The organism is Caballeronia arvi (genome assembly GCF_001544695.2).
In the GTDB taxonomy this organism is placed as follows: Bacteria; Pseudomonadota; Gammaproteobacteria; order Burkholderiales; family Burkholderiaceae; genus Caballeronia; species Caballeronia arvi.
This window is the reverse complement of sequence record NZ_FCOM02000028.1, coordinates 67,844-90,324: the sequence shown is the minus strand read 5'-3', so window position 1 is coordinate 90,324 and position 22,481 is coordinate 67,844. Positions and strand designations below refer to the sequence as shown.

The window sequence follows — 22,481 nt, the reverse complement described above, 5'->3', positions numbered from 1 at the left end:
CCAAGCAGTGATACCGCAACTTATAGAGACTATGATGACAAGGACTACTATCTTGAATCAGGATCAATTGCCGGCCGAATCGAAGCCGACACTCGATGCGTTCACCAAGAACATCGGATTCACCCCGAACATGATGACGGCCTTCGCCCAGAGTCCGATCGCGTTCAACGCATGGGCGACCCTGCTCGGATCCTTGAGCAAGGCACTCGACGTGAAAACGCGCGACAGCATCGGCCTGGTCGTCTCCGAAGTGAATGGGTGCAACTACTGCCTGACGGTTCACAGCTTTACGGCGGAGCACATGGCGAAGTTGCCGGCCGATGAAATCATCCTCGCTCGGAAGGGGCATGCAACCGATCCGAAGCGGGACGCCGCCATCCAGTTTGCGCGAAAAGTCATCGAAAACCGAGGCCGGGTCAGTGATGCCGATTTGCAGGCTGTTCGCGATGCCGGCTACACGGATGCGAACGTGACGGAAGTCATCGCGCTGGTGGCCATGTACTCGCTGACGAACTTCTTCAATAACGTGTTCGATCCCGAGAAGGACTTCCCCGCTGTCCCGCCTGCCGGCTCGATCTGAACACCATCGATCCTTTGAAGGAGTCTGGACAGGACGGCATACCACTCACGAGGAGATGGACGATGAAGGCGATCATTGTGACGGACCAGGCCGCAGGAACGGCCGGGATGCAACTGACAGAGCGGCCCGAGCCGGAGGCGGGAATAAACGACGTCGTCGTTCAGGTCCATGCGTCAGGGTTCACCTGGGATGAACTGACGTGGCCCTCGACCTGGACCGATCGTCAAGGCAACGACCGAACACCATCGATACCCGGGCACGAGCTGGCCGGCGTGGTCACCGCTCTCGGCTATGGCACAACGGGGCTATCGGTGGGACAGCGCGTGTTCGGCGTCACGGACTGGTATCGCAACGGCACCTTGACAGAGTATGTGGCGGTCGAGGCACGCAATCTCGCGCCGCTGCCGGGCGATGTCGACTTCACGGTGGGCGCGAGCCTGCCGATGCCGGGCCTGACTGCGTGGCAGGGACTGTTCGAGCACGGCCATCTTCGGGCGGGACAGAGCGTCCTCGTGCATGGCGCGGCGGGCGTAGTCGGATCGATGGCAACTCAGCTCGCACGTGAGCACGGTGCCTACGTCATCGGTACCGGACGCGCTGCCCACCGTCAGATGGCGCTCGACTTCGGTGCGCAGGAATTCGTCGATCTCGAGAGCGACGCCCTCGAAGACGTTGGTGGCGTCGACCTGGTCTTCGATGTCTTCGGCGGCGGCATCGCCAGGCGGTCTGCAGGCTTGATTCGAGCCGGAGGAACGCTGGTGACAATCGCCGGGCCGATCGACGCGCGGCCTGCCAATGGCATGACGGTCGACTTCGTTGTCGAGCCCGATCGCGCGCAGCTCAGAGAGATCGTCCAGCGGGTGCGGGACGGACGGTTGCGCACACACATCGGCAACATCGCAATGCTCGACGACGCCGTTGCCACCTTCAACGGAACCAAGCGGCACCACGGGAAGACGATTATTCGCGTTCGTCCTTGAGAAAGCAGCGGGGGCAAGCAGTTCTGCCCTCCCCTGCGCATCCGCAAGGCTGGTACGAAACAGAGATGAACAAAGATTGGCCGACACTCAGAAGGACAAGACCATGAAGATCCGAAGCATCGTCGCTGCCAGCTACGCGACACTCGCCATCGTGACGGCGGGCGCCGCCTCGGCCCATGACGGCGAAGGGCAAACCGTCACGAAGAACTTCGATGCGGTTATCCCCAATGTTCCCGGCAAATCGCTGATTGCGGTGGAAGTCGATTACGCGCCGGGCGCGGCCTCATTGCCGCACACCCACGCGAAGTCGGCCTTCATTTACGCGTACGTGATCAAGGGTGCAATCGAGTCGAAAGTGGATGGCGGCGAGATGCGCACCTATCGGGCAGGCGAGAGTTGGTCGGAACGGCCGGGCGCTATCCATTCGATCAGCCGCAACGCGAGCAAAACCGAGCCGGCAAAGCTGCTCGCCGTGTTCATCCTGGACACCAATGACAAAGCGCTGACCACGCCGATCAAATAGACAGAAGCTCACTTATAGATTATCAGGAGCAGGCTATGCAATTGGTTGAGATCAAAGCCGTTGAAAACAGCGATTTCGATAATTGGCTTTCTCTGTGGAAAGGCTATCAGCGATTCTACGAAGTAGATATTCCGGAGTCCGTGACGCTCGAAACATGGGAGCGATTCTTGAACCCGACTGAGCCCATGCATGCAGCGCTTGCATTGGTGGGCGAACATGCCTTTGGGCTGGTGCATTCGATCTACCATCGATCCACCTGGACAACAAGCGACTATTGCTATCTTCAGGACCTATTTGTTGCGGCTGATGCGCGTGGCGGCGGTATCGGCCGCAAGCTGATCGAGCATGTCTATGCCGATGCGAACCGTCGCGGGGTGTCCCGTGTGCACTGGCTGACACGCGAAACCAACCATACCGGCATGCGGCTATACGACAGCGTCGGTGATCGCTCGGGTTTCGTCCAGTACCGGGGTCGGGTCGGCCCTGAATTCGAGGCTCCCGAAGACCGACGAACAATCTGAACTGGATACTCCAAATGAAAATTCACGCAAATCAGCGCCCTTTTCAAATCGCCGAAAGGAACGTCGGATCGCTCTCTAGTCTGGCCTTGCTCAGATGGGCGTTGGTCGTTGTGTTTCTCTGGTTCGGTGCCATGAAATTCACCGCCTACGAAGCCAACGGTATTGCTCCGTTCATCATCAACAGCCCCATCATGAGTTGGTTGCACTCCTTATTTGGAGTTCAAGGGGCAAGCTACGTTATCGGCGTGCTTGAATTGTCGACGGCAGCAGCTTTGATCATTGGAGCCGTCCAGCCCGTTTTCTCCGCACTGGGAGCAGCGATGTCAGCTGCGACGTATCTGATAACGCTCACCTTCTTCTTCAGCACGCCAGGGGTCGCCGAAGCGACGGCGGGTGGATTTCCGGCTATTTCGGCTATCCCTGGACAGTTCCTTCTCAAGGATCTCGTTCTGCTTGCCGCATCGATTTCTCTCCTTCTGGCATCTGTCCAGACCTCGCGGCCTGACGCCCGGAAGTCGTGACCTGAGATAGATAAGCGTGTGAAGTTCTTTTAAGAGAGGAAAACGACATGAACCAGTTCACCCAAATCGGCGACAGAATCACCGACAAATCGTCACAGCCCGATGAGCGGACGGTCCGCGACTGGATGGGGCCAGAGGCGTTTGAACATTGGGTCGGATTGCGGAACTGGATCGAGGCGTTCTACCCCGATGTTTTCGCGCCAGACTGGTTATATGGTGGCGAGAAACGCGGTTGGTCACTGCGCTACAAAAAAACTAGGGCCTTCTGCACCCTGCTGCCGGCATACAGGCTGTTTTCGGTTCTGGTGGTCCTGGGGCGTGCTGAGCGCGAGAAGTTTGAGGCGCGGCGTTATTCCTGGAGCCCAAAGTTCGTCAAACTCTACGATGAAGCCCGGGCATACCCTGACGGAAAATGGCTGACTATTCCCATCACGTCCGCCGATGATCGGCATGAGGTGACAGACCTTATGAGTATGAAGCGCCCTGGGCGCTCGTTTAGTTGAATGTCGTGTAAGTCCTGAGACCCGTGGTGGACATCGGAGTCAATTGCATGCGGGCGCGAGTTCGGCCGTCAGTACGATTCCGTGCGCCAGCGTGGACGGTGTCCGGCGCCTACATCTTCACCGATGGCCATCTCGACGGCACCGATCCGAAGTGGAATCAGTTCAGCCTGAAAACCGCGTATGCGCTGTCCAAGGGCACCGACGTGTATCTGCAGGGCGTGTATCAGCACGTGAGCGATACGGGCGATTCGGGCATCACGGCTGCGATCAACGGCCTGTCTGCATCGTCGACGAACAGCCAGGTCTCGGCGACGGTCGGCTTGCGTCACCGATTCTGATCCGAAGCAGGCGCGAACGGCGGGCGCACGCGCCCGCCGTTTGTCGTTTCGCGTTCAGAGCAGACGCGGGTCCTGCGTCTGAGGAACCGGTTGCCCAGGCCACGGCACCGGAATGTGGAGATCCTTCAGGATCGCGGCGGCGACGCCGGACCACGACGCCGGAATGGACGGCGGCAATGGACCGGGGTTGCCGTTCGGCGGCAAAGTGATCGTGGCGATGCCGCCGCGAATGGAGGACATCGCGTCGCGATGCAGGGTGTCGGTGCGCGGCAGATCGGTGATGGTCAGCGTAGTCATGGCGGGTCTCCTGGCAAAAGTAAGGTGAGTGGCGTGAAAGTCGCCACCCGGTCTTCTGCATGGGCCGTGCCAATACGTGAAAAACGGCAATCACCGGTTTGCGTCGAATTTATGAGCGGATACGGGTAGCTTCGAACTCGAATCCGCGCATGTCTTTGCCCTCACGCGCTGGACGCGAACAACAGTCCGATCGTTCGATGTCGGCATACGCCAGACATTTCCCTTCCGCTGCCGTTCAGTTCAGTTCAGCTTCACGGTCGGCCGCACACGCTCACGAAGCCACTGACTCGCCGCATACATCACGGCCCGCTTGACGCCCGTCAGCCCCATGATGTGCCGGCGATACAGATGCCGGTAGCACGAAGCCGCCAACCATCCTTCGATGAAAACCGGCCCGCGCAGCAGTTCGCTCATCAGCGCGCCCGCCGCGCCCGCACGGCCGAACGAAATCAGCGTCCCCTGATCGCGATAGGAGAAGCCCTGCACGGCGCGGCCGTCGAGACGCCGCATGAGCGCATCGGCGAGGTAGACGGCCTGCTGATAGGCCGCCTGCGCACGCGGCGGCACGAGCGCGTCGCCCTTCGATGCCGCGCACGCGGCGCAATCGCCCATCGCGTAGATGCCCGAGCCGGCCTCGACCTGCAGCGTCGCATCGACGACGACCTGCCCGAGGCGGTTCAGAGGCAGTCCTTCCATCCGGCGCAGGACCGGCGGTCCTTCCACGCCGGCCGCCCAGATGGTGATGTCGCTAGCGAGCGTTTCGCCGTCGGCGGTGCAAACCGAATCCGCGCCGACCGAACCCACGCGGCAACCCAGCCTCACCTCGACGCCGAGCGCGGCCAGCACGTCCTGAGCGCGCGTCGAGATGCGCTCCGGCAGCGCCGGCAGCACGCGCGGCGCGCCTTCGAGCAGACGGATGCAGATATCGCTGGCCGGGTCAAGCGACGCCAGATGATAGTCGCGCACCATTTCCGCCGATCCGCGCAGCGCGGCGGCCAGCTCGACGCCCGTCGCGCCGCCGCCGATCACCGTCACCGAGACTGGCGTCTTCGCCGCGTCGGGGCTCACCTGCCGCGCGTGACTCGAACGCAGCAGGCTCGACAACAGACGCCGTCTGAACGTTTCCGCCTGCTCGACCGTTTCCAGCGTCAGCGCATGTTGCCCCGCGCCCGGAATCGAGAAGAAGTTGGTGACACTGCCGAGCGCGAGCACGAGCGTATCGAACGCGAGGGTTCGGCGCGGCAGCAGCGGACGGCCGTCGATGTCCGTGGTCTCGTCGATGACGATCTCGCGGCGGCCGCGATCGATGCCCGCGAGCGCACCCTGCTCGAAACGAAAGTGGTTCCACTTCGCATGCGCCGCGTAATCGATCTGATGGCTCGACGCATCGATCTGGCCCGACGCGACTTCATGCAGGAGCGGCTTCCAGAAGTGCGTCGGATGGCGGTCGATCAGGATGACTTCGGCGCGCCGCCGCTTGCCCACGCCGTTGCCGAGCCGCGTTGCGAGTTCCAGTCCGGCAGCGCCCCCACCGACGATGAGGATGCGATGCGGCGCATCAACCTGGTGTTGCGCGTATGAGTTCAACATCATGGCTCCCGGTATCGGCTAACTATCGTACGAATACGCGCGACTAAAGGGCGCCGACGTGTGGCGCAGCGCATCGCTCAGCGCGACGCATTGCGTGATGCCCGAACTGCGCGCCTCTTCGAAGCCGTGTTCCTCCGCACTCACCGCGACGACGCGATGCGCGGGCGTCGCGAGCGTATGAAGCGCCACCGCATAGCGCGACGCGCGCGCACCCGATGACAGAATCGACGAGAAGTACGTAATACCTTCGTCGCCGAGCTTGTCGGTGATGGCGTCGTTCAGGCGGGCGGCATCGAGGTCGCTTACGAGCAGAAGCGGATAGCCGTCGTCACGCAGGGTTTGCAGGAAACGTTTGAGCGCCGCGCCATTCGTGCGTTGCGTCGCTCGCTTCGTGTCCTTGCCGCTGGCGGTCCACACGGAGTCCATGTTCGCCACGATCGCGTCGATTGCCATTTGTTCGTCTCCCGGAGTCGTTGAATGCGTGTGTCGCCAGAGGCCTGAGCGCTATTGACGACATCGTGAGAAAAACTATAAGGTCTTGAAAATATTTGCGCTATTTAGCATTTATAACCGACTCATAAGTTTTTACTAATGTTAAAGACGATCACCTTCCGTCAGTCGAGGGTCGAAGGCGAATGCGCGCGATGCTATCCGCGCGACACGATGGCGTGGCGCAATTCCTGATAGCTGCGCAATCCGGCGACGCCGAGTTCGCGGCCGATGCCGCTCAGGCCGAGTCCTCCCCAGGACACGTGCGGAAAGATCAGTTGCGGCGTGTTGATCCACACGAGGCCCGCACGCAGCGCGTGGCGATAGCGGCGCGCGGCATCGTCGTCGCGCGTCACGACGGTTGCGACGAGTCCATAACGCGTGTCGTTGGCGAGCGCGATGGCCTCGTCGTCGGTGCGGAAGGATTTCACGCACGCGACCGGCCCGAACACCTCTTCGGTCCATAGCACGTTCGCGGTATCCGGTTCCGCGATGACCACCGGCGCCATAAAAAAGCCTTCTGCGCAGGCGTTTTCGAGCGCACCGCTGAACGCGACGGCCGCGCCGCCCGCGATGCCTTGCTCGACGAGCGCCTGAACGCGGTCACGCTGCGCGCGCGACACGAGCGGCCCCATCGCGACATGGTCGATGTGAGGCGGCGCGACCACGAGCGCGCGCACGGCCGCTTCGAAAGCCGCGACGAACTTGCGATAGACATCGTCGTGCACGATGATGCGCGACGTGGCCGAGCACATCTGCCCCGCGTTCGTGAACGCGCCGCCCACCGCGAGCGCGACCGCATGCCCGATGTCCGCGTCAGCGCGCACGATCAGCGCGGACTTGCCGCCGAGTTCGAGCGTCAGCCGCTTCATGTCCTGCGCGGCGGCCTGCATGACCTTGCGGCCTACCGCCGTGCTGCCGGTGAACGAGATCTTGTCGATGAGCGGATGCGCGGCGAGCAGCGCGCCCACCTCGCCGCCGCCGTTCACGAGATTCACGACACCGTCGGGCACGCCCGCCGCCGTCATGATCGCAGCGAGCCGATGCTCGACCGGCGAAGTGAATTCGGACGGCTTCAGCACCGCCGTGCAACCGGCCGCGAGCGCGGGCGCGAGCTTCCACGCGGTCGTGACCATCGGGAAATTCCACGGCACGATCAGCGCGGCCACGCCGACCGCTTCGTAATGGCGCTCGCCCGTCACGGTGTCGTCGGGCAAGGCGAGCGTAGCGGCGGCGAAGAGCGATGCGTCGGCGCACAGGTCTGCGTAGTAATCGAACGTGGCGATGGCGTCGCTCACATCGGTGTCGGCTTCGAGCGGCGGCTTGCCGCTTACCTGCTGCTGCATCGACGCGAGCTGGGCGCGGTTCGCCGCGAGCAGCTCGGCGATCCTGCGCAACACCTTGCCGCGCGCTTCAGGCGGCTGGTTGCGCCATGCATCGAGCGCACCGTGCGCGGCACGCACGGCGGCATCGACTTGCGCGGCATCGGCGTGTTCCTGCCAGCCGATGATCTCGCCCGTGGAAGCATTGTGAATCGCGTTGCCCGCTTCCCGGTTCGACGCGTCGACACGCATGCCCGCGATCGTCGCGGCGGGCAGCACGAATGAAGTGTGATTGAACATGATCGTCCTTTTGCGGGCTTTAACGGTAGGCGACGCCCGGCATCACGCAGAGCATCTCGAACGCGAGATTGGCGCCGACGAGCGCGGTCGTGCCGGCCTGATCGTAAGGCGGCGAGACCTCGACGAGATCCGCGCCCACGACGTTGAGCCCCTTCATGCCGCGCACGATTTCGAGGCCTTGCTGCACGGTCAGGCCGCCCACTTCGGGCGTGCCGGTGCCGGGCGCGAACGCGGGATCGAGCCCGTCGATATCGAAGCTCAGATACACGGGCGCGTCGCCCACGCGCGCGCGCACTTCTTCCATCAGCGGCGCAAGCGACCGGTTCCAGCATGCTTCGGCCTGCACCACGGTGAAGCCCTGTTCGCGGCACCAGTCGAAGTCGTCGGCGTGATAGCCGGTGCCGCGCAAACCGATCTGCGTGACCTTGTCGCATTGGAGCAGGCCGTCTTCGACCGCGCGGCGAAACGGCGTGCCGTGCGCGATCTTCTCACCGAACATCGTGTCGTTGACGTCGGCATGCGCGTCCACGTGCACGACGGCGACCTCGCCGTACTTCCTGTGCAGCGCGCGCAGGATCGGCCACGCGATCGTGTGATCGCCGCCGAGCGTGATCGGGCGGCAGCCGTTCTCGACGATCTCGTCGTAAGCCGACTCGATCAGGCGGATCGAGTCCTTCAGGTCATAGGGATTCGTCGCGACGTCGCCGATATCGGCCACCTGCAGCGAATCGAAGGGCGCAGCGCGCGTCGCCATGTTGTAGGGGCGCAGCAGCACCGATTCCGAGCGGATCTGGCGCGGCCCGAAGCGCGCGCCCGAGCGGTTCGAGGTGCCGATATCGAGCGGCACGCCGACGAAACAGGCATCGAGGCCCGCGGTGCTCGCCGCTTGCGGCAGGCGCATCATCGTCGCGATGCCGCCGAAGCGCGGCATGTCGTTGCCGCCGAGCGGCTGGTTGAGTTCGCGCTGCATGGGGGTCTCCCGTCATCGTTATGTGGACGGGGCGATCTTAGGCGACGGCTTTGCCGCGCGAATCACGAAGTGGGAATGTTTACATCGAACCCGGTCTATGTGAACGGGTCTTCAGAGGGCCGGCAGACGCGAGCAAGTCTGGCCCCACGCGATCAGGTCGCGCTTGGTGCGCACGCCGAGCTTAGCGAACGCGCGCTTCACATACGACTCCGCCGTGCCGATGCGCACGCCGATGATCTCCGCGGCCTCGGGCACCGTGCGGCCCGTGATGAGATGCGCGCAGATTTCGTACTCGCGCTTGGACAGCCGCACCTGATCGGCGGCGATGCGCGCATCGAATTGCGCGAGCGGATGCAGGAACGAGGTCGGATGCGCGACGCGCCGCGCGGCGCTCGTCGATGCGTGCAACTCCAGCAACGGGAACAGGAATTCGCTCACGTTGCGAAAGCGGTTCATCTCGGCGAGCGTGAACGGCGGCGCATCGAGCGCGCGTTCGAGCGCGATGGAATCCTGCGCGTGCGGCGTGCCGCGCGCGAGCACGCATTCGTGCGCGATCAGCGCTTCGTCGAACAGGCGTTGACGAAATTCGCCGGGCGGTATCGCGCCGATGTCACGCACCACGAGCAGCGTGCCGATCTTGCCGCGAATGCCGGCGAAGAGCGGATCGCTGTCGTAGAAGCGGTCGTAGTAGAGCGTCATGACTTCGGAGATCACGCCGCTGTCCATGCCTACGCCGCTGCTGCCGATCCATTCGCGGCGAAAGCCCGAGGGCCTGCTGTGGTCGACGCGCGAGCGCTCGATGTGCACGACATTGAGCGGCACGATGTCATTGAGAAACAGCGTGAGACGCGGCACGAAATCAGGTGTGCCGACCGCTTCGATGACTTGCCCGAGCGCCTTGAACGAGAGCGGAAAGTCGGCGGAATCGCGGTTAAGCGGGGGTACGTTGTGCAGCATGGCGCGCCCCGGAAAAAAGACTGTCCGATTCTAGCCCATGCGCCGCAACGCCCGCCAGACGAGGTTTCCAGCGAATGCTTCGCGTGCGCTAAGTGTTTACCCGCGAATCGGGAAACACGTTTTGCCTCCCCTGAGGGGGGGCATACCGGGGCGCCGTGAATCTGTAACTTTCTTTCACCGATTCAATTGAAAACCGACGCAATCAAGGACGCACATGAGCAAGCTGATTCAGGACATCGCGCCGTTGGGCGCAGGCATTGGCCAGTTCACGAAGCTGGACTACGGCATGGACGAAAGCGACTGGCGCGCGGCGCAAGGCCGGAACGGCAACTACGTGATCGGCTGGTGGGAAGGCAAGGCCGGCGCCGTCGATTTTCCCGCGACGACCGCCGACGAAGCCGTGTGGCTCGTCGAAGGCAGGATCGCGCTGACCGACGTGAACGGCTGCCGCAAGGAGTTCGAAGCGGGGCAAGGCTATCTGCTGCCGGCTGGCTTCGCGGGCCGCTGGGAAACGATCGAGGACGCGAAGAAGTTCTACATCGTGCTCGAACCGCAGCAATAAGCGCCGCACTGTCGTCGGCACACGATGCGGCGTCTTTCCGAGCAGCAGTGAAATCCACCATGAGCATCTTCGCGCATCGCTGCTTTGCGCCGGCGTCGCTCATCCATACGTCGAACGCCGGTATCCGCACGGCGCCCGAAGAGGAAGCCCATCATGAATGACCGCGCCCAATTTCTCGAAGCGGATGTCACCGCGCCCACGGCCCGCGCATCGCGTGAGGCACACCGCGCGAGCGTCGGACTGAGCGTCGAAGAAGCGCTCGCCCACACGAAGCTCTTTCCCTACTGGCTCGACAACCCCGCCGAGCCGCCCGCCGAAGCTGCGCTCACGAGCGAGACGCGCGCCGATCTGCTGATCGTCGGCGGCGGCTTCACCGGTCTGTGGGCCGCGGTGCAGGCGAAGGAACAGATGCCTGAACTCGATGTCGTGCTGATCGAAGCGGGACAGGTCGCGCATGGCGCGTCGGGGCGCGCAGGCGGCATCATTTCGACATCGGTGATGCATGGCCTGCCGAACGCCGTGCGCGTGTTTCCGAACGATATCGCCGAGCTCGAGGAATTCGGCCAGCGCAATCTCGATGGCTTCGAGGCGACGCTCGAGCGCTACGGCATCGACGCCGATATCGAATGGAACGGCGAGATGACGGTGGCGGTCGACCCGGATCACGTCGAGCATCTGCGCGCCGATTACGATCTGCACACGTCATACGGCCACGATGTCGTGCTGCTCGACGCCGCGGCCACGCGCGCGCAGCTCGATTCGCCGCTGTTCGCGGGCGCGCTCTGGTCGCGCAACCGCAGCGGCATCGTGCATCCGGCCAAGCTCGCGTGGGGTCTCAAGCGCGCGGCGCTCCAGCTCGGCGTGCGGCTCTACGAAAACACGCCGCTGATGAGCGTGAGCGACGAAGGCGCGAGCGTCTTCGTCAAAACGCCCGCGGGCACGGTGCGCGCGACGCGCGTGCTGTTCGGCAGCGGCACGGCGAAGGTCGGCATTCCGGATATCAACCGGCGCGTGCTGCAGGTGCGCGACCACGTGCTCGCCACCGAGCCGCTCACCGACGAACAACTGTCGCGCATCGGCTGGGCGCAGCGTCAGGGTATTTACGACACGCGCACGCAGCTCAACTATTTCCGTCTCACGAAGAACAACAACATCATCTTCGGCGGCCTCGTGAGCTATCACTTCGATGGCGATCCCAATCCGCCTAGCGACCAGAACCGCGACACTTACTACCGGCTCGCGCAGGCGTTCTACACGACCTTCCCGCAACTGAGCGACGTGCGCTTCTCGCACGCATGGGGCGGCCCCATCGACTACTGTTCGCGCGGTTCGGTGTTCGCGAAGCGCTATCTCGGCGACAAGGCGGTGTTCGTCGCGGGGTACACGGGTTTCGGCGTGGCCGCGAGCCGCTTCGGCGCGTTCATGGGCCTGAACATCCTGTTCGATCGCGACAGCCCCGAGCGCGCGCTCGACATCGCCAATCAGAGCCCCACGTACATTCCGCCCGAGCCGGTGCGCTGGCTGGCCGCGAAGGTGACCTTCCACGCGTTCGACGGCGCCGATGCCGAGGGCGGCTGGAAGCGCGCGTGGATCAAGGGCATCAAGGCGATGGGTTTCCCGATGTGAGCGCGGCGATCTGACGCGAGCCATCCGCATGTTCTCCAACACTTCCGATCTCGACTTGCGCCTCGTGCGCGTCTTTCTCGCCGTGGTCGATGCGCGCGGCATCACCGCCGCCGAGGCGACGCTCGGCGTGCGCCAGTCGACTATCAGCTCGCAGCTTTCCGCGCTGGAGGCGCGCATGGGATTCAGGCTGTGCGAGCGCGGGCGCGGCGGCTTCCGGCTCACGTCGAAGGGCGAGCGCTTCGTCGCATCGGCGCGCGCGCTGATCGCCGCGACCTCGCAGTTCGTCGCGCAGGTGCGCGATATCGACCGCAAGCTCGTGGGCACCTTGTCGATCGGGCTGATCGGCCAGGCGTCGCACGTCGAGAACGCGCGGCTCGCCGAGGCGATCGGCGCGTTCCGCAAGCGCGATCAGGCCGTGCGTTTCGCGATGCACGTCGCGCCGCCGCAGGAACTCGAAGAGAGCCTCGTCAATTCGCAACTCGATCTCGCGATCGGGTACTTCTGGCATCGCGTCGCGGGGCTGTCGTACACCCGCCTTTTCAGCGAACGGCAGGTGATCTGCTGCGGGCGCGGCCATCCGCTCTTTCATGGCGGTCCGGATGTGACGATCGACCCGTTGCGCGCGCACGACTGGATCTGGCGCAGCTATCCCGTGCCCGAAGAACTCGCGAGCATCGGCGAGCGCAGGGTGACGGCCATCGCGGACAGCATCGATGCGGCCACCGTGCTGATTCTGTCGGGCAGTCATATCGGCTATCTGCCCGCGCATCATGCGCAAAGCTTCGAGCAGCGCGGCCTGATCCGCGTGCTCGGACGCGCCGCGTTCGGCTTCGACGTGCCGCTGCATCTCGCGATGAAGCGCGGCATGGCCGACCAACCGATCATCCGGGCCTTCTGTGAAGACCTTTTCGATGTCTATGGCACGCGCTCGCACGAGCGCGAAGTCCGCGTGAAGCAGCCTGACAACGCAGTGGAAGCATGAGCATCGCCAAACATCGGCCATGCCCGATGTGAACGTATCGAATACGCAATATGGCGCGCATTCGAGTGCACTAGAGTGACCGCCACATAACGACAGTGCGGCAGCCGGCAAGACGTGACGCAGGCACGACGCGCCGGACGACACCTAAAGGAGCGAGACAAGATGGCTGACAACACGAGCATCACGCAGATCGAGACATTCGGTTTCGAGCGCATTCCCGACGCGTCGCGATATGCGCGGCCCATCGATCTATTCCGGCTGCTGTTCGGCGGCTGCAACACGTTTTCTACTTCGGTGCTCGGCAGCTTTCCGATCCTCGTCGGCCTGTCGTTCGAGGCGAGCATGTGGGCGATCATTCTGGGCGTGCTCGCGGGCACCTGCATCCTCGCGCCGATGAGCCTGTTCGGACCGCGCAACGGCACGAGCGATCCGGTTTCGTCGGGCGCGCACTTCGGCATTCACGGGCGGATCGTCGGCTCGTTTCTCGCGGTGCTGACCTCGGTCGCGTTCTTCTCGCTCGCGGTGTGGAGCTCGGGCGACGCGCTCGTGGGCGGCGCGCACGACATGGTGGGCCTGCCGGTCAATCCGTGGACGCTCGGCACGGCGTACATGGTGTTCGCCGTGCTCGTGCTGATCGTGTGCATCTACGGCTTTCGCTTCATGCTGTGGGTGAACAAAATCGCGGTATGGGCGGCGAGCCTCATGTTCGTGCTCGGCGCGGTCGCCTTTGCGAACGCCTTCGACATGCACTACGCGGGCACGCTCCGGCACGGCAGCGCGGGCTTCTGGGCCGCGTTCATCGGCGCGGCGCTGGTGGCGCTCAGCAATCCGGTTTCGTTCGCTTCGACGCTCGGCGACTGGGCGCGCTACATTCCGCAAGCGACGCCGCGTCATCGCGTGATGGGCGCCGTGTTCGTCGCGCAGATCGCGACCTTCGTGCCGTTCTTCTTCGGCCTCGTCACCGCGACGATCATCGCGACGAAGGCGCCGAGCTACATCAGCGCGAACGACTACGTGGGCGGCCTGCTGGCCGTATCGCCGCGCTGGTTCCTCTTGCCGATGTGCCTCATCGCGATCATCGGCGGGATGTCGACGGGCACGACCGCGCTCTACGGCACGGGCCTCGACATGTCGAGCATGTTTCCGCGCTTCCTCAACCGCGTGCGCGCGACGATGCTGATCGGCACGCTCGCCATCGGCTTCATTTTCGTCGGCCGCTTTGCGTTCAATCTCGTCGAAAGCGTGGCGACGTTCTCGACGCTCATCTGCACCTTCAGTTGCCCGTGGATGGCGATCATGGTGATCGGCTTCCTGCAGCGCCGCGGCTTCTATCTCGCCGACGATCTGCAGGTGTTCAACCGCGGCGGCCGCGGCGGCCATTACTGGTTCACGCATGGCTGGAACTGGCGCGCGATGGGCGCGTGGCTGCCGGCGGCGTTCGTCGGCCTCGCGTTCGTGAACCTGCCGGGGCAGTTCGTCGGGCCGCTCGGCGCGCTCGCGGGCGGCTGCGATCTGAGCGTGCCGGTCTCGTTCGCCGTCGGCGGCGTGCTGTATCTGGCGATGCTGTGGTGCTTTCCCGAACCCGACGCCGTGTACGGCCCGCAAGGACGCCGGTTCTTCGGCGCACAGCAACAGCGTGCGCGCAACGCCGTGCCGGTCGCCATGAGCCCGCGCGTGCATAACCTCGCGGGCAGTCGCGAGCAGGCTGAGTAACACTGCAGTTCAAAACCAGAAGCGCGGGCGCGCGACGCGCGTCTCGCGCTCCGTCCAGCGCGTTTCACATTCGACATCGACAGATGAGCCGTTCAGAACGAGCTATTTCGGCTAATGAGCGGGCGGTCGAAGGCCGAATATGTGCCCATAATTCGTGATTGACGCCTGCGAACCCGATTGGATGAGGGCTTGCCAGAACGAGACCTGGTTTGCGGTGAGAACTGGAATCCCGAGCGCTTCTTCAAGAGCCTTGACGACGCCAACGGCACGGAAGCCATTGCCACCGATGAACACAGCCTGCGCGCTCTTGGCCGTATGGGTGCGGACCCATTCGAATAGCTCGCCGGGTTGAATCGCGTGCTGGTCGGATGGTAATCCGGCGGGTCCATTGCTTACCACGTCGAACCCGCATGTTTGAAAGTATCGGGCGCCCTGCCGGTCCATTTCCGCCGAAAACCAAGGTGGACTGATCAACGCAAGCCTGGTGACGTTGAGATTCTCGAGGGCGGCGACCGCGGCCGCACTGGAAATAACAACAGGAATCCCTCGCGTGCGAGCTTCCAGCCGCTGTTTCAGTCTGGCGTCATCGGGGCGGCCCCGCACGTAGCTGCTACTGGTGAACGCATAGACGATTGCATGCAGAGGCGCTGATGCGAGCATCTCTGCAGCATCGTCAACAAGCGGCGGTTCAGCGAAGGCACGAACAGGATCATCGGCAATTTCGGTGTCCATAACGCCTCCGGGCTTGTACACCCCCAGAGGCACTCGGGCAGCGTGAATAGAAATGCCTTCTGGCCTCATCGCGTTGAATTCCGACTCGGGGACCACGTCTGCGTGCGGGGTAAGAACACCGATGCGCGTCGTGCTGAAACCATCAGCCTGCCACATGAGCCTTTCCTCCAGTTAGATCTCGCCGACGATTCAATGAACAGGAAGCGCCGCGTTGAAAACCAGCACCATGATCAATCCCACCACAGCCACGATGGACTGAACCACCGAGATTGTTTTGGTGGCTTCGCCCATGGTCATACCGAACGATTCCTTGACCATCCAGAAGCCAGCGTGGTTGGCATAGTTGAAAAACAGCGAGCCGCAGCCAATGGACAACGCCAGCAAAGGCAGGTTCAGGCTCGGGTCGACGCCGGCCAGCGGCGCGAGCAGGCCGGCTGCGCCCACGATACCCACGGTGGCCGAGCCGGTGGAGACGGAAAGCAGCATGGCGATCAGCCAGCCCAGGATCAGCGGGGGAAAGGCGAACTGCTGCGTCAGATGCACGATGGCATCGCCCACCTTGGCACTGGTCAGCATCTGCTGGAAGGCGCCGCCTCCGGCGATGATCATGATGATGGAAGCGATCGGCCTGAGACTCTGGCCGAGCGCGTCGCGCAGCTTGTCGGCATCGCCTCCGCGCGCGATGACCAGGGCCACGATGGCGAACAGCACACCCAGCAGCATGGCGATCAGAGGATTGCCCAGAAAGCTGGCCACATGCATGGCCGCGGTGCCCTTCGGCAGCACCATTTCGGCGACGGCATGAACCAGCATCAGGATGGCGGGTAGCAAGGCGGCCAGCACGCCGAGCGCGACGCCGGGCCGCTCGCCGCCGTCGGCCCTCCCGGTGACGGTGAACTGGTCCAGCAGAGCCTGATCGGGTTTGGTGCTCATGCGAGGCGAAATGAGCGCGCCATAGAGCGGGCCGCCCAGAATCATCGCCGGAATGGCTGCAAGGAAGCCATACAGCATGGTGGGGCCCACCGACGTTTTGAGGGTGGCGATGGCTGTCAAAGGCCCGGGGTGAGGCGGCACCATGCCATGCATGGCGGCGAGCGCCGCGATCACGGGAACGCCGACGTACACGTAAGCCGAGCCTTTGAAGCGAGCGTGGCTTTCCAGCTTGCGCGCCACGCTGAATATCAGAGGCAACATGACCACCAGACCCACCTCGAAGAACATCGGAATGCCCACGATAAAGGCCACCAGCGTCATGGCCCACGGGATCATCCGATCGGAAGCGTGTCGCAGAATGGCTTCGGCGATTTGCTCGGTGATGCCAGCATCGGCCAGGATCTTGCCCAGCATGGCGCCTAATGCGATGACGACGCCCACCGCGCCCAATGTCTTGCCCGCGCCATCGATCAAATGCTTGACGATGCTTCCCGGCTCCATGCCGGTTGCAAAGCCGACGCCAACGGAAACGACGAGCAACGCGAGCAGCGGGTGCATCTTGACGCGCGACACGATGAGCGCGACCAACAACAACACGCTGACCAGCGCGGTCAGCAACAACTGTATGTCCAGATGGGTCATGAATGACTCTCGGTTTGGGCTGGTTTTCCCGGCGCGCATGCATGCTCCGGCTACAGGCGGTCGCCGTCGCCGCGATGCAAGGTCGATAGGAGAAGCGCCGTCTCATGACAGCGCCAGCCATGTCGTGACGCGACCGGTATTCCGGTCCCGGCGTTTTTTGAGAGATTGGAATTCTATTGCATCAAGCTTTCGCCAACCCTGCCCGGCGGGGTGTGCAACTGCGTTCAGGAAATCGGTGCCGCGTCATCTAGCTGAACATCTCGGGCCGCAAATCGCTTACCTCGATGATCACATCGGCCGGCAAATTAGCCCGGCGTGCGGCGGCGCGAATAGCGTCGGCATTGGGTGCCTCGTACAGGCAGTAAGTCTTCTTCTTGTCCGCGCTGAGAAACGAAAAAAGCCACTCGACGCCCTCCTCGTCGTTGATTCTCTTCACGTTCGTCGCACTGTCGGCCGTGACCTCGAGTTGTTCTGCGAAATTACGTTCAATCATGAAACGTGGCATGGCATCCTCCTCCGATAGTGACGGCACGCTGTACGTGAAGCCGTGCGATAGTCCGTGCTAGTTTCTGGTGTGTGCGCCGGTCTGCCCACCACCGATGCGCTCGACCAGCGCAAACATCTTGAGTTTCCTGGCAACGTCCGCCGCCATCGAGAGCAGATCTTGCGCTCGGGCTTTGTCTTCGATTCGATTGCGCGCCGCCAGCATGAGCGCATATTCGTGTCGGCTATGGGCGAGCCAGGGCCAGGCTCGCAAGCGCTCGTCCATCTGCAATGCGTATTCGAAATGCTGTTCGGCCGCTGTCCAGTCGCCGAGCGCATGGGCGAGCATGCCGAGAAAACGTGCGGCAGATCCGCAGCAAAGCGTGAAGACCGGAACAGTGACGACCTGATCCCGAAATGGCAGAAGAAGCGAGTAAATTCGTTCGGCATGCTTGAGATTCTGCAGGCGCGCAGCAACCTCCGCCAGATACGTCAGCGTGACCAGCCGCTTGCTGTCCATCGGGACGCCGTGTTCCGATTCCGCAAGGCGGTCGAGATTGTCGCGGGCCTGCGCCTCGAAGCCGAGATCGCTGCAGATCAACATGAAACCTGGCCGCCACGTCGCATCCTCGGAATACGTATCGACGAAACGCTTGAAGATCGGCGCCACCTCCGCTAGCCGGCCCTGTTCGCGGCGGATCGAAAACATCTGCATCCCGTAGACACCGGTTGCGAGATTTGCGTCGGCGCTCTGAGCCATCTTCAGCGAGTCGCGCGTCTTGTGCTCCGCCTCGGCGAAGTCACCGACGAGTATGGCCCGCATCGCCTGCGCTCCTGTCACACACCACTTGTCGACGAAGTGCTGTCCGCTCGCGGCGATCTGCCGATACCGCTCCAGCGCGTCCTCGAACCGGTCTGCTTCGCCGATCTCCAGGTACCCTGCGAGACATCGAGCGCAGGCATGACCGATGGAATGCGCATCGCCGAGATCTTCCGCTATCTGCCTCAACTCCAGCAGCACGCTTTCGCGCTCCGCAAACCCCTGCGCGGGCAAAGGCAGAGCGCCGACATGCATCAACTCGCACGCTAATGCGTCGAACAGGCTCGGCGGATCGTTGAGACGTCGCGCGAGGGCGACGGCCTTCATGGCGAACTCGTTGCTTGGTTCGTGGGCGCCTGTCATGTGAACGGTGCGAACGAACCGGCTCAGCAGCCGGCAACGGTCGACCGATTCCTCGGCGCCCGTCAGGGCGAGCGCCTCTTTCAGCAACGAAAGCGATGCATCGCCGGAGCCTTCGAGGAACGTCTCGGCAGTGTCGAAATCCAGCGCTGCCTTCACGAGATACGACGTGGATTTTTGCTCGCGGGCGATCCGAGCCGCCTCGCGGAATGTCGCAATCGCCTCGCGCCGTGCCAGTCGAAGTTCGGCCCTGCCTCTCGTGAGCAGCAGCGGCAGCAGGCGGCTCGTCCGGTCAGGCTCACCATGGGCGCATCGCCTGACCAGTTCGAGTCCGCGTTGCACATGGGCGATAGCCTCGTCGTAGGCCGCACCTGCAAGCGCCCGCTCGCCGGCACGCTGCCAATAGTCGATCGCGCGATCCGGCAGGTCGGCCGCGGCGAAGTTCTGTGCGATCAATTCGGGCTGCCGCTCGACGATCTCCGGATAATGTTCTTCAAAGGCCGCGGCGATCCGCGCGTGATATTGCCGCCGGGCCGCCAGCAGGAGCGATTGATAGGCAATCTCCTGAATCAATGCATGTCGGAACATATAGGCGTCGCCGTCATCGAGCTTTGCGGACGCAGGAACGATGATTTCCGCGGCAATCAGTCGATCGAGCGTTTCCTGCAGTTCGTTCTCCGGCTTCGATGCAATCAGGCCGAGCAGCTTTCTGTCGAACTCCCGCCCCACTGTGGACGCGACCTGTGCAATTTCCTTGATCCTCGGCTCGAGGCGATCGAGCCGCGACAGTAGCGAGCCCTGCAGCGTGTCCGGAATCTCGATCGTCTGTGGCGTGCCCTTCAACTCGTAACCGACGCCGGCGTCGCGCAGAAAATCCCCCTGGAGAACGGCTTTGGTCAGCTCTTCGACGAAGAGTGGCACGCCGTCCGTCTTGCAGACGATCTGATCGAGCACGAGTTCGGGAAGCCGCTTGCCACTGGTCAGCCGCTCGATCATCGCCACACAGTCGCGGCGCGAGAGCCGATCGAGATTGAGTTGTACGAGATGCGGGAAAGTCGATCCCGCTTCGAACTCCGGTCGCGCCGTGAGCAGGACAAGCAGCCTGGACGAAACCAGCCGTTCGACCACGAGCCGGACAAACTCGAGTGATGACGGATCGATCCAGTGCGCGTCCTCGGCAACGACGAGCACCGGCTGAGCGCGCGTTGACGCTTCGAGCATGGCGACGAGCACGTCGAGCGTCCGGCGCTTGAAGGAAGGGGAAGAGGTGTCGACTGCCGGAAACCGCGTGCCTGCCGGGATTCCGAGCAAGTTCGTGATCACCAGAAGCGTCTCGTCGACATCGATCCCGAGTCTTGCGACTTCGACTTTCAGCCGCTCGCCATCCGACGCATCCGATACATCCTGGCCGATCCCGAGAGCGCGCTGGAGCCAGCGCAGTACCGGCCAAAAAGGGCTGTTGCGATAGTACGCGGAGCAGTGCAGCGAAACGATCGCGTGCGACTCCTCGCTGATGGTGTCGCAGAGCGCCCGCAGCAATCGGGATTTGCCGATACCCGGCTCGCCGGTCAGCAATACGCAGCGCATTTCGCCCGCGACGCTCTGCCTCCAGCGCTGGCAGATCATGTCGAGTTCCGCAGCCCGGCCGACGAGCGGCGTTATACCGTGGACAGCCCTGAGTTCGAAGCGATCGATCGCATCCATCTGCGCCAGAACGCGTTGGACCCGGACCGGACCGGTGATTCCTTTTAGTTCTCGCCAGCCGAGATTTTCAAGCCTGAACGTTCCTTCGATCAGACGTTGCGTCGTCGGCCCCACGACGATCGCATCGGGCGGAGCCAGCGATTGCAGCCTTTCGGCGATGATCGGCGCTTCTCCGACGATCGCCTGGTGATCCAGCGACGATCCAGCGCCAATCGCGCCGGCGACGACAAGTCCTGTTTCGATTCCGATCCGCACGCGCAGGCGCACGCCGTACTCTTTCTCGATGTGATCGTTCGCCTCGCGAAGCGCCGCTATGGCGGCGAGCGCGGCCAGGACCGCACGGGTGGCATCGTCTTCGTGCGCGTTGGGATAACCGAAATAAACGAGCAGGCCGTCGCCGAGATATAGCGCGATACGGCCTTCATGAGCTTCGATCGCGCGGGCGCACGCTTGATGGTAGCCGCCCAGAAGGCGTCGCATATCCTCTGGATCGAAGCGCTCGGCCAGCGCTGTCGAGCCGATGAGATCGACGAACATCACGGTGACCTGCCGCCGTTCGGCCTCGAGCGCTCCGGGTGACGAGGACAGAGAGGAGTCTTTCCGATGCGAACACGCCTGGGTGTCGGTCAGCGCCACAAGCCCTTTCGCGAGCCGCTTGCGATCGCCGAGCGTAAGACCGAGGCTTTCCAGATCGTGCTCGGACAGGTCTCCGAGCACGTCCCAGTCGATTCCTTGCGAGATGAACTTCGCAGCATGCGCGCCGAGGCCAATCTGCGCCAGCCATGTCGCCAGATCGTCGGTCATCGCTGGATCTCTGCAGTCCGTCCAACGTTTATCATCCGCGCGGTCGTGAGACTTGTCACGCTTCTTCGCGTCAGTTTCGGGGAATGTCCGGGCGGGTGGCGAGGTGAAGCGATGTGTTAAGTATGCGCGAAGAACACTGCGCCATTCGCTGCCTCGCCGAGACCATCCGGAGACGTCGGCGTCACGGAGCGGTGCAAACGATCCGGCTCGCAGCCATCCGGCACACGATGTCGAACGCATGCTGCGTGGCGCCGACATGCGCCTTGCCCTGGCCGTAGATATCGAAGGCCGTGCCGTGCGCAGGCGTAGTCACCGGGATCGGCAAGCCGCCATGCACCGTGACGCCGCGCTCGAAACCCATCAGCTTCATGGCAATTTGGCCCTGGTCGTGATACATCGTCACCACGCCGTCGAACTCGCCACGTCTGAGCGCGCGCACGAAAATCGTATCGGCCGGCAAGGGCCCTTCAACCGGCAACCCCCGGCTTTGCGCGCGAACCACGGCGGGCGCGATGACGTCGAGCTCTTCACGTCCGAACGAGCCGTTGTCGCCGTTGTGCGGATTCAGGCCGCACACGCCGATGCGTGGCCGGGCGACTCCCGCGTGACGCAAGCCTTCCGTGATCAGTTCGATGGCTGCGATGATCTTTTCTTCGGTGATGAGGTCGCCCACGCTCCTCAATGCGACATGCGAGGTCACCCGCGAAGTCCAGAGCTCCTCGATGACATTGAATTCACTGCAAGGGCCGCGGTAGTCGAGTTGCCGGGCGAACCATTCCATCTCGTCGCCGGTTTCCATGCCCGCCATGTGCAAGGCCGTCTTGTTTACCGGGGCAAACAGCATGCCCTGGGTATCGTTGCTGGACGTGAGCTTCAGCGCTACGCGAAAGGCATCGAGGCTATAAGCGCCGTTGTTCCCGCTTGCCAGCGCGCGGTCAAAGGAGGCTTTCGCACTGCCGCGAAAGTGCATCAGAACCGGTACGCCCGGCTCGAACCGCGCCGCCTCGAAGGTCGCAGACTCGACATATGGAAAGCGCACGCCGGCAATGCGCATGCCTTCGTCGACTTCGCTTCTATCGCCGATCAGAAATAGATCGGCACGTTGCCTGTTCTCGTCGATCGACAACAGCCTGGCGATCAGTTCAGGACCGATCCCCGCGGGATCTCCGAGCAATACCGCGATACGCGGACGTGTGGTGGATGAATTCATGTTCGCCGAAAATCAAAGG

The 22,481-nt window shown here is 63.2% G+C and carries 22 protein-coding genes; 11 read left to right on the top strand and 11 right to left on the bottom strand.

Annotated elements, in window-relative coordinates; all coding sequences use genetic code 11:
• The first annotated feature begins 34 nt into the window (after positions 1 to 34).
• The 7 genes from AWB74_RS26240 to AWB74_RS26210 all read left to right on the top strand — a co-directional run bounded on the left by AWB74_RS26240 (position 35) and on the right by AWB74_RS26210 (position 3,966).
• Positions 35 to 580, top strand: a complete 546-nt coding sequence (locus AWB74_RS26240; protein ID WP_061149601.1) for a carboxymuconolactone decarboxylase family protein — start codon at positions 35 to 37, stop codon at positions 578 to 580.
• A 62-nt stretch (positions 581 to 642) separates the two neighbouring features.
• On the top strand, positions 643 to 1,560 hold the full coding sequence (locus AWB74_RS26235) for an NADP-dependent oxidoreductase (RefSeq protein ID WP_061149600.1): 918 nt from the start codon (positions 643 to 645) through the stop codon (positions 1,558 to 1,560).
• 103 nt (positions 1,561 to 1,663) lie between these two features.
• Positions 1,664 to 2,083: a cupin domain-containing protein gene (locus AWB74_RS26230; RefSeq protein WP_061149599.1), complete on the top strand. Its 420-nt coding sequence runs from the start codon at positions 1,664 to 1,666 to the stop codon at positions 2,081 to 2,083.
• Positions 2,084 to 2,118: 35 nt separating this feature from the next.
• Positions 2,119 to 2,604: a GNAT family N-acetyltransferase gene (locus tag AWB74_RS26225; RefSeq protein WP_061149582.1), complete on the top strand. Its 486-nt coding sequence runs from the start codon at positions 2,119 to 2,121 to the stop codon at positions 2,602 to 2,604.
• Positions 2,605 to 2,618: 14 nt separating this feature from the next.
• The gene (locus AWB74_RS26220; RefSeq protein ID WP_061149581.1) at positions 2,619 to 3,125 is read left to right on the top strand and encodes a YkgB family protein; all 507 of its coding nucleotides are present in this window, start codon (positions 2,619 to 2,621) and stop codon (positions 3,123 to 3,125) included.
• A 47-nt stretch (positions 3,126 to 3,172) separates the two neighbouring features.
• On the top strand, positions 3,173 to 3,628 hold the full coding sequence (locus tag AWB74_RS26215; protein ID WP_061149580.1) for a DUF3788 domain-containing protein: 456 nt from the start codon (positions 3,173 to 3,175) through the stop codon (positions 3,626 to 3,628).
• Between the two features lie 23 nt (positions 3,629 to 3,651).
• A complete protein-coding gene (locus AWB74_RS26210) occupies positions 3,652 to 3,966 on the top strand; it encodes a porin (RefSeq protein ID WP_327362444.1) in 315 nt (104 codons plus the stop codon).
• A 54-nt stretch (positions 3,967 to 4,020) separates the two neighbouring features.
• On the opposite strand, the gene AWB74_RS26205 is transcribed toward AWB74_RS26210, so the two are convergent.
• From AWB74_RS26205 to AWB74_RS26180, 6 genes are all read right to left on the bottom strand, one after another.
• Positions 4,021 to 4,263 (bottom strand): hypothetical protein, encoded by a 243-nt coding sequence (locus AWB74_RS26205; protein WP_061149578.1) that lies wholly within the window; start codon positions 4,261 to 4,263, stop codon positions 4,021 to 4,023.
• Positions 4,264 to 4,503: 240 nt separating this feature from the next.
• On the bottom strand, positions 4,504 to 5,856 hold the full coding sequence (locus tag AWB74_RS26200; RefSeq protein ID WP_061149577.1) for an NAD(P)/FAD-dependent oxidoreductase: 1,353 nt from the start codon (positions 5,854 to 5,856) through the stop codon (positions 4,504 to 4,506).
• A gap of 15 nt (positions 5,857 to 5,871) precedes the next feature.
• A complete protein-coding gene (locus AWB74_RS26195; protein WP_061149576.1) occupies positions 5,872 to 6,306 on the bottom strand; it encodes a hypothetical protein in 435 nt (144 codons plus the stop codon).
• A 194-nt stretch (positions 6,307 to 6,500) separates the two neighbouring features.
• Positions 6,501 to 7,964, bottom strand: a complete 1,464-nt coding sequence (locus tag AWB74_RS26190) for an aldehyde dehydrogenase family protein (RefSeq protein WP_061149575.1) — start codon at positions 7,962 to 7,964, stop codon at positions 6,501 to 6,503.
• A 19-nt stretch (positions 7,965 to 7,983) separates the two neighbouring features.
• Positions 7,984 to 8,934 (bottom strand): agmatinase, encoded by a 951-nt coding sequence (gene speB / locus AWB74_RS26185; RefSeq protein WP_061149574.1) that lies wholly within the window; start codon positions 8,932 to 8,934, stop codon positions 7,984 to 7,986.
• A gap of 111 nt (positions 8,935 to 9,045) precedes the next feature.
• Positions 9,046 to 9,891, bottom strand: coding sequence for a helix-turn-helix domain-containing protein (locus tag AWB74_RS26180; RefSeq protein WP_061149573.1), 846 nt, complete (start codon positions 9,889 to 9,891; stop codon positions 9,046 to 9,048).
• Positions 9,892 to 10,105: 214 nt separating this feature from the next.
• On the opposite strand from AWB74_RS26180, the gene AWB74_RS26175 reads away from it, so the two are divergent.
• The 4 genes from AWB74_RS26175 (at position 10,106) to AWB74_RS26160 (ending at position 14,774) form a co-directional block, all read left to right on the top strand.
• Complete coding sequence (locus AWB74_RS26175) at positions 10,106 to 10,453, top strand: cupin domain-containing protein (protein ID WP_061149572.1); 348 nt, start codon at positions 10,106 to 10,108, stop codon at positions 10,451 to 10,453.
• A gap of 153 nt (positions 10,454 to 10,606) precedes the next feature.
• Positions 10,607 to 12,079 (top strand): NAD(P)/FAD-dependent oxidoreductase, encoded by a 1,473-nt coding sequence (locus AWB74_RS26170; protein WP_200822029.1) that lies wholly within the window; start codon positions 10,607 to 10,609, stop codon positions 12,077 to 12,079.
• 28 nt (positions 12,080 to 12,107) lie between these two features.
• Positions 12,108 to 13,061 (top strand): LysR family transcriptional regulator, encoded by a 954-nt coding sequence (locus AWB74_RS26165; protein ID WP_061149571.1) that lies wholly within the window; start codon positions 12,108 to 12,110, stop codon positions 13,059 to 13,061.
• A 162-nt stretch (positions 13,062 to 13,223) separates the two neighbouring features.
• Complete coding sequence (locus tag AWB74_RS26160; protein WP_061149570.1) at positions 13,224 to 14,774, top strand: purine-cytosine permease family protein; 1,551 nt, start codon at positions 13,224 to 13,226, stop codon at positions 14,772 to 14,774.
• 111 nt (positions 14,775 to 14,885) lie between these two features.
• On the opposite strand, the gene AWB74_RS26155 is transcribed toward AWB74_RS26160, so the two are convergent.
• From AWB74_RS26155 to AWB74_RS26135, 5 genes are all read right to left on the bottom strand, one after another.
• Positions 14,886 to 15,662, bottom strand: coding sequence for a maleate cis-trans isomerase family protein (locus AWB74_RS26155; protein WP_061149569.1), 777 nt, complete (start codon positions 15,660 to 15,662; stop codon positions 14,886 to 14,888).
• A 33-nt stretch (positions 15,663 to 15,695) separates the two neighbouring features.
• The gene (locus AWB74_RS26150; protein ID WP_061149568.1) at positions 15,696 to 17,081 is read right to left on the bottom strand and encodes a GntP family permease; all 1,386 of its coding nucleotides are present in this window, start codon (positions 17,079 to 17,081) and stop codon (positions 15,696 to 15,698) included.
• A gap of 247 nt (positions 17,082 to 17,328) precedes the next feature.
• Entirely contained in the window at positions 17,329 to 17,586 is a 258-nt protein-coding gene (locus tag AWB74_RS26145) for a DUF4242 domain-containing protein (protein WP_061149567.1), read from the bottom strand.
• Between the two features lie 57 nt (positions 17,587 to 17,643).
• Positions 17,644 to 21,252 (bottom strand): AAA family ATPase, encoded by a 3,609-nt coding sequence (locus tag AWB74_RS26140; RefSeq protein WP_061149566.1) that lies wholly within the window; start codon positions 21,250 to 21,252, stop codon positions 17,644 to 17,646.
• Positions 21,253 to 21,433: 181 nt separating this feature from the next.
• A complete protein-coding gene (locus AWB74_RS26135; protein ID WP_061149565.1) occupies positions 21,434 to 22,462 on the bottom strand; it encodes a 4-hydroxythreonine-4-phosphate dehydrogenase PdxA in 1,029 nt (342 codons plus the stop codon).
• Positions 22,463 to 22,481: the final 19 nt, after the last annotated feature.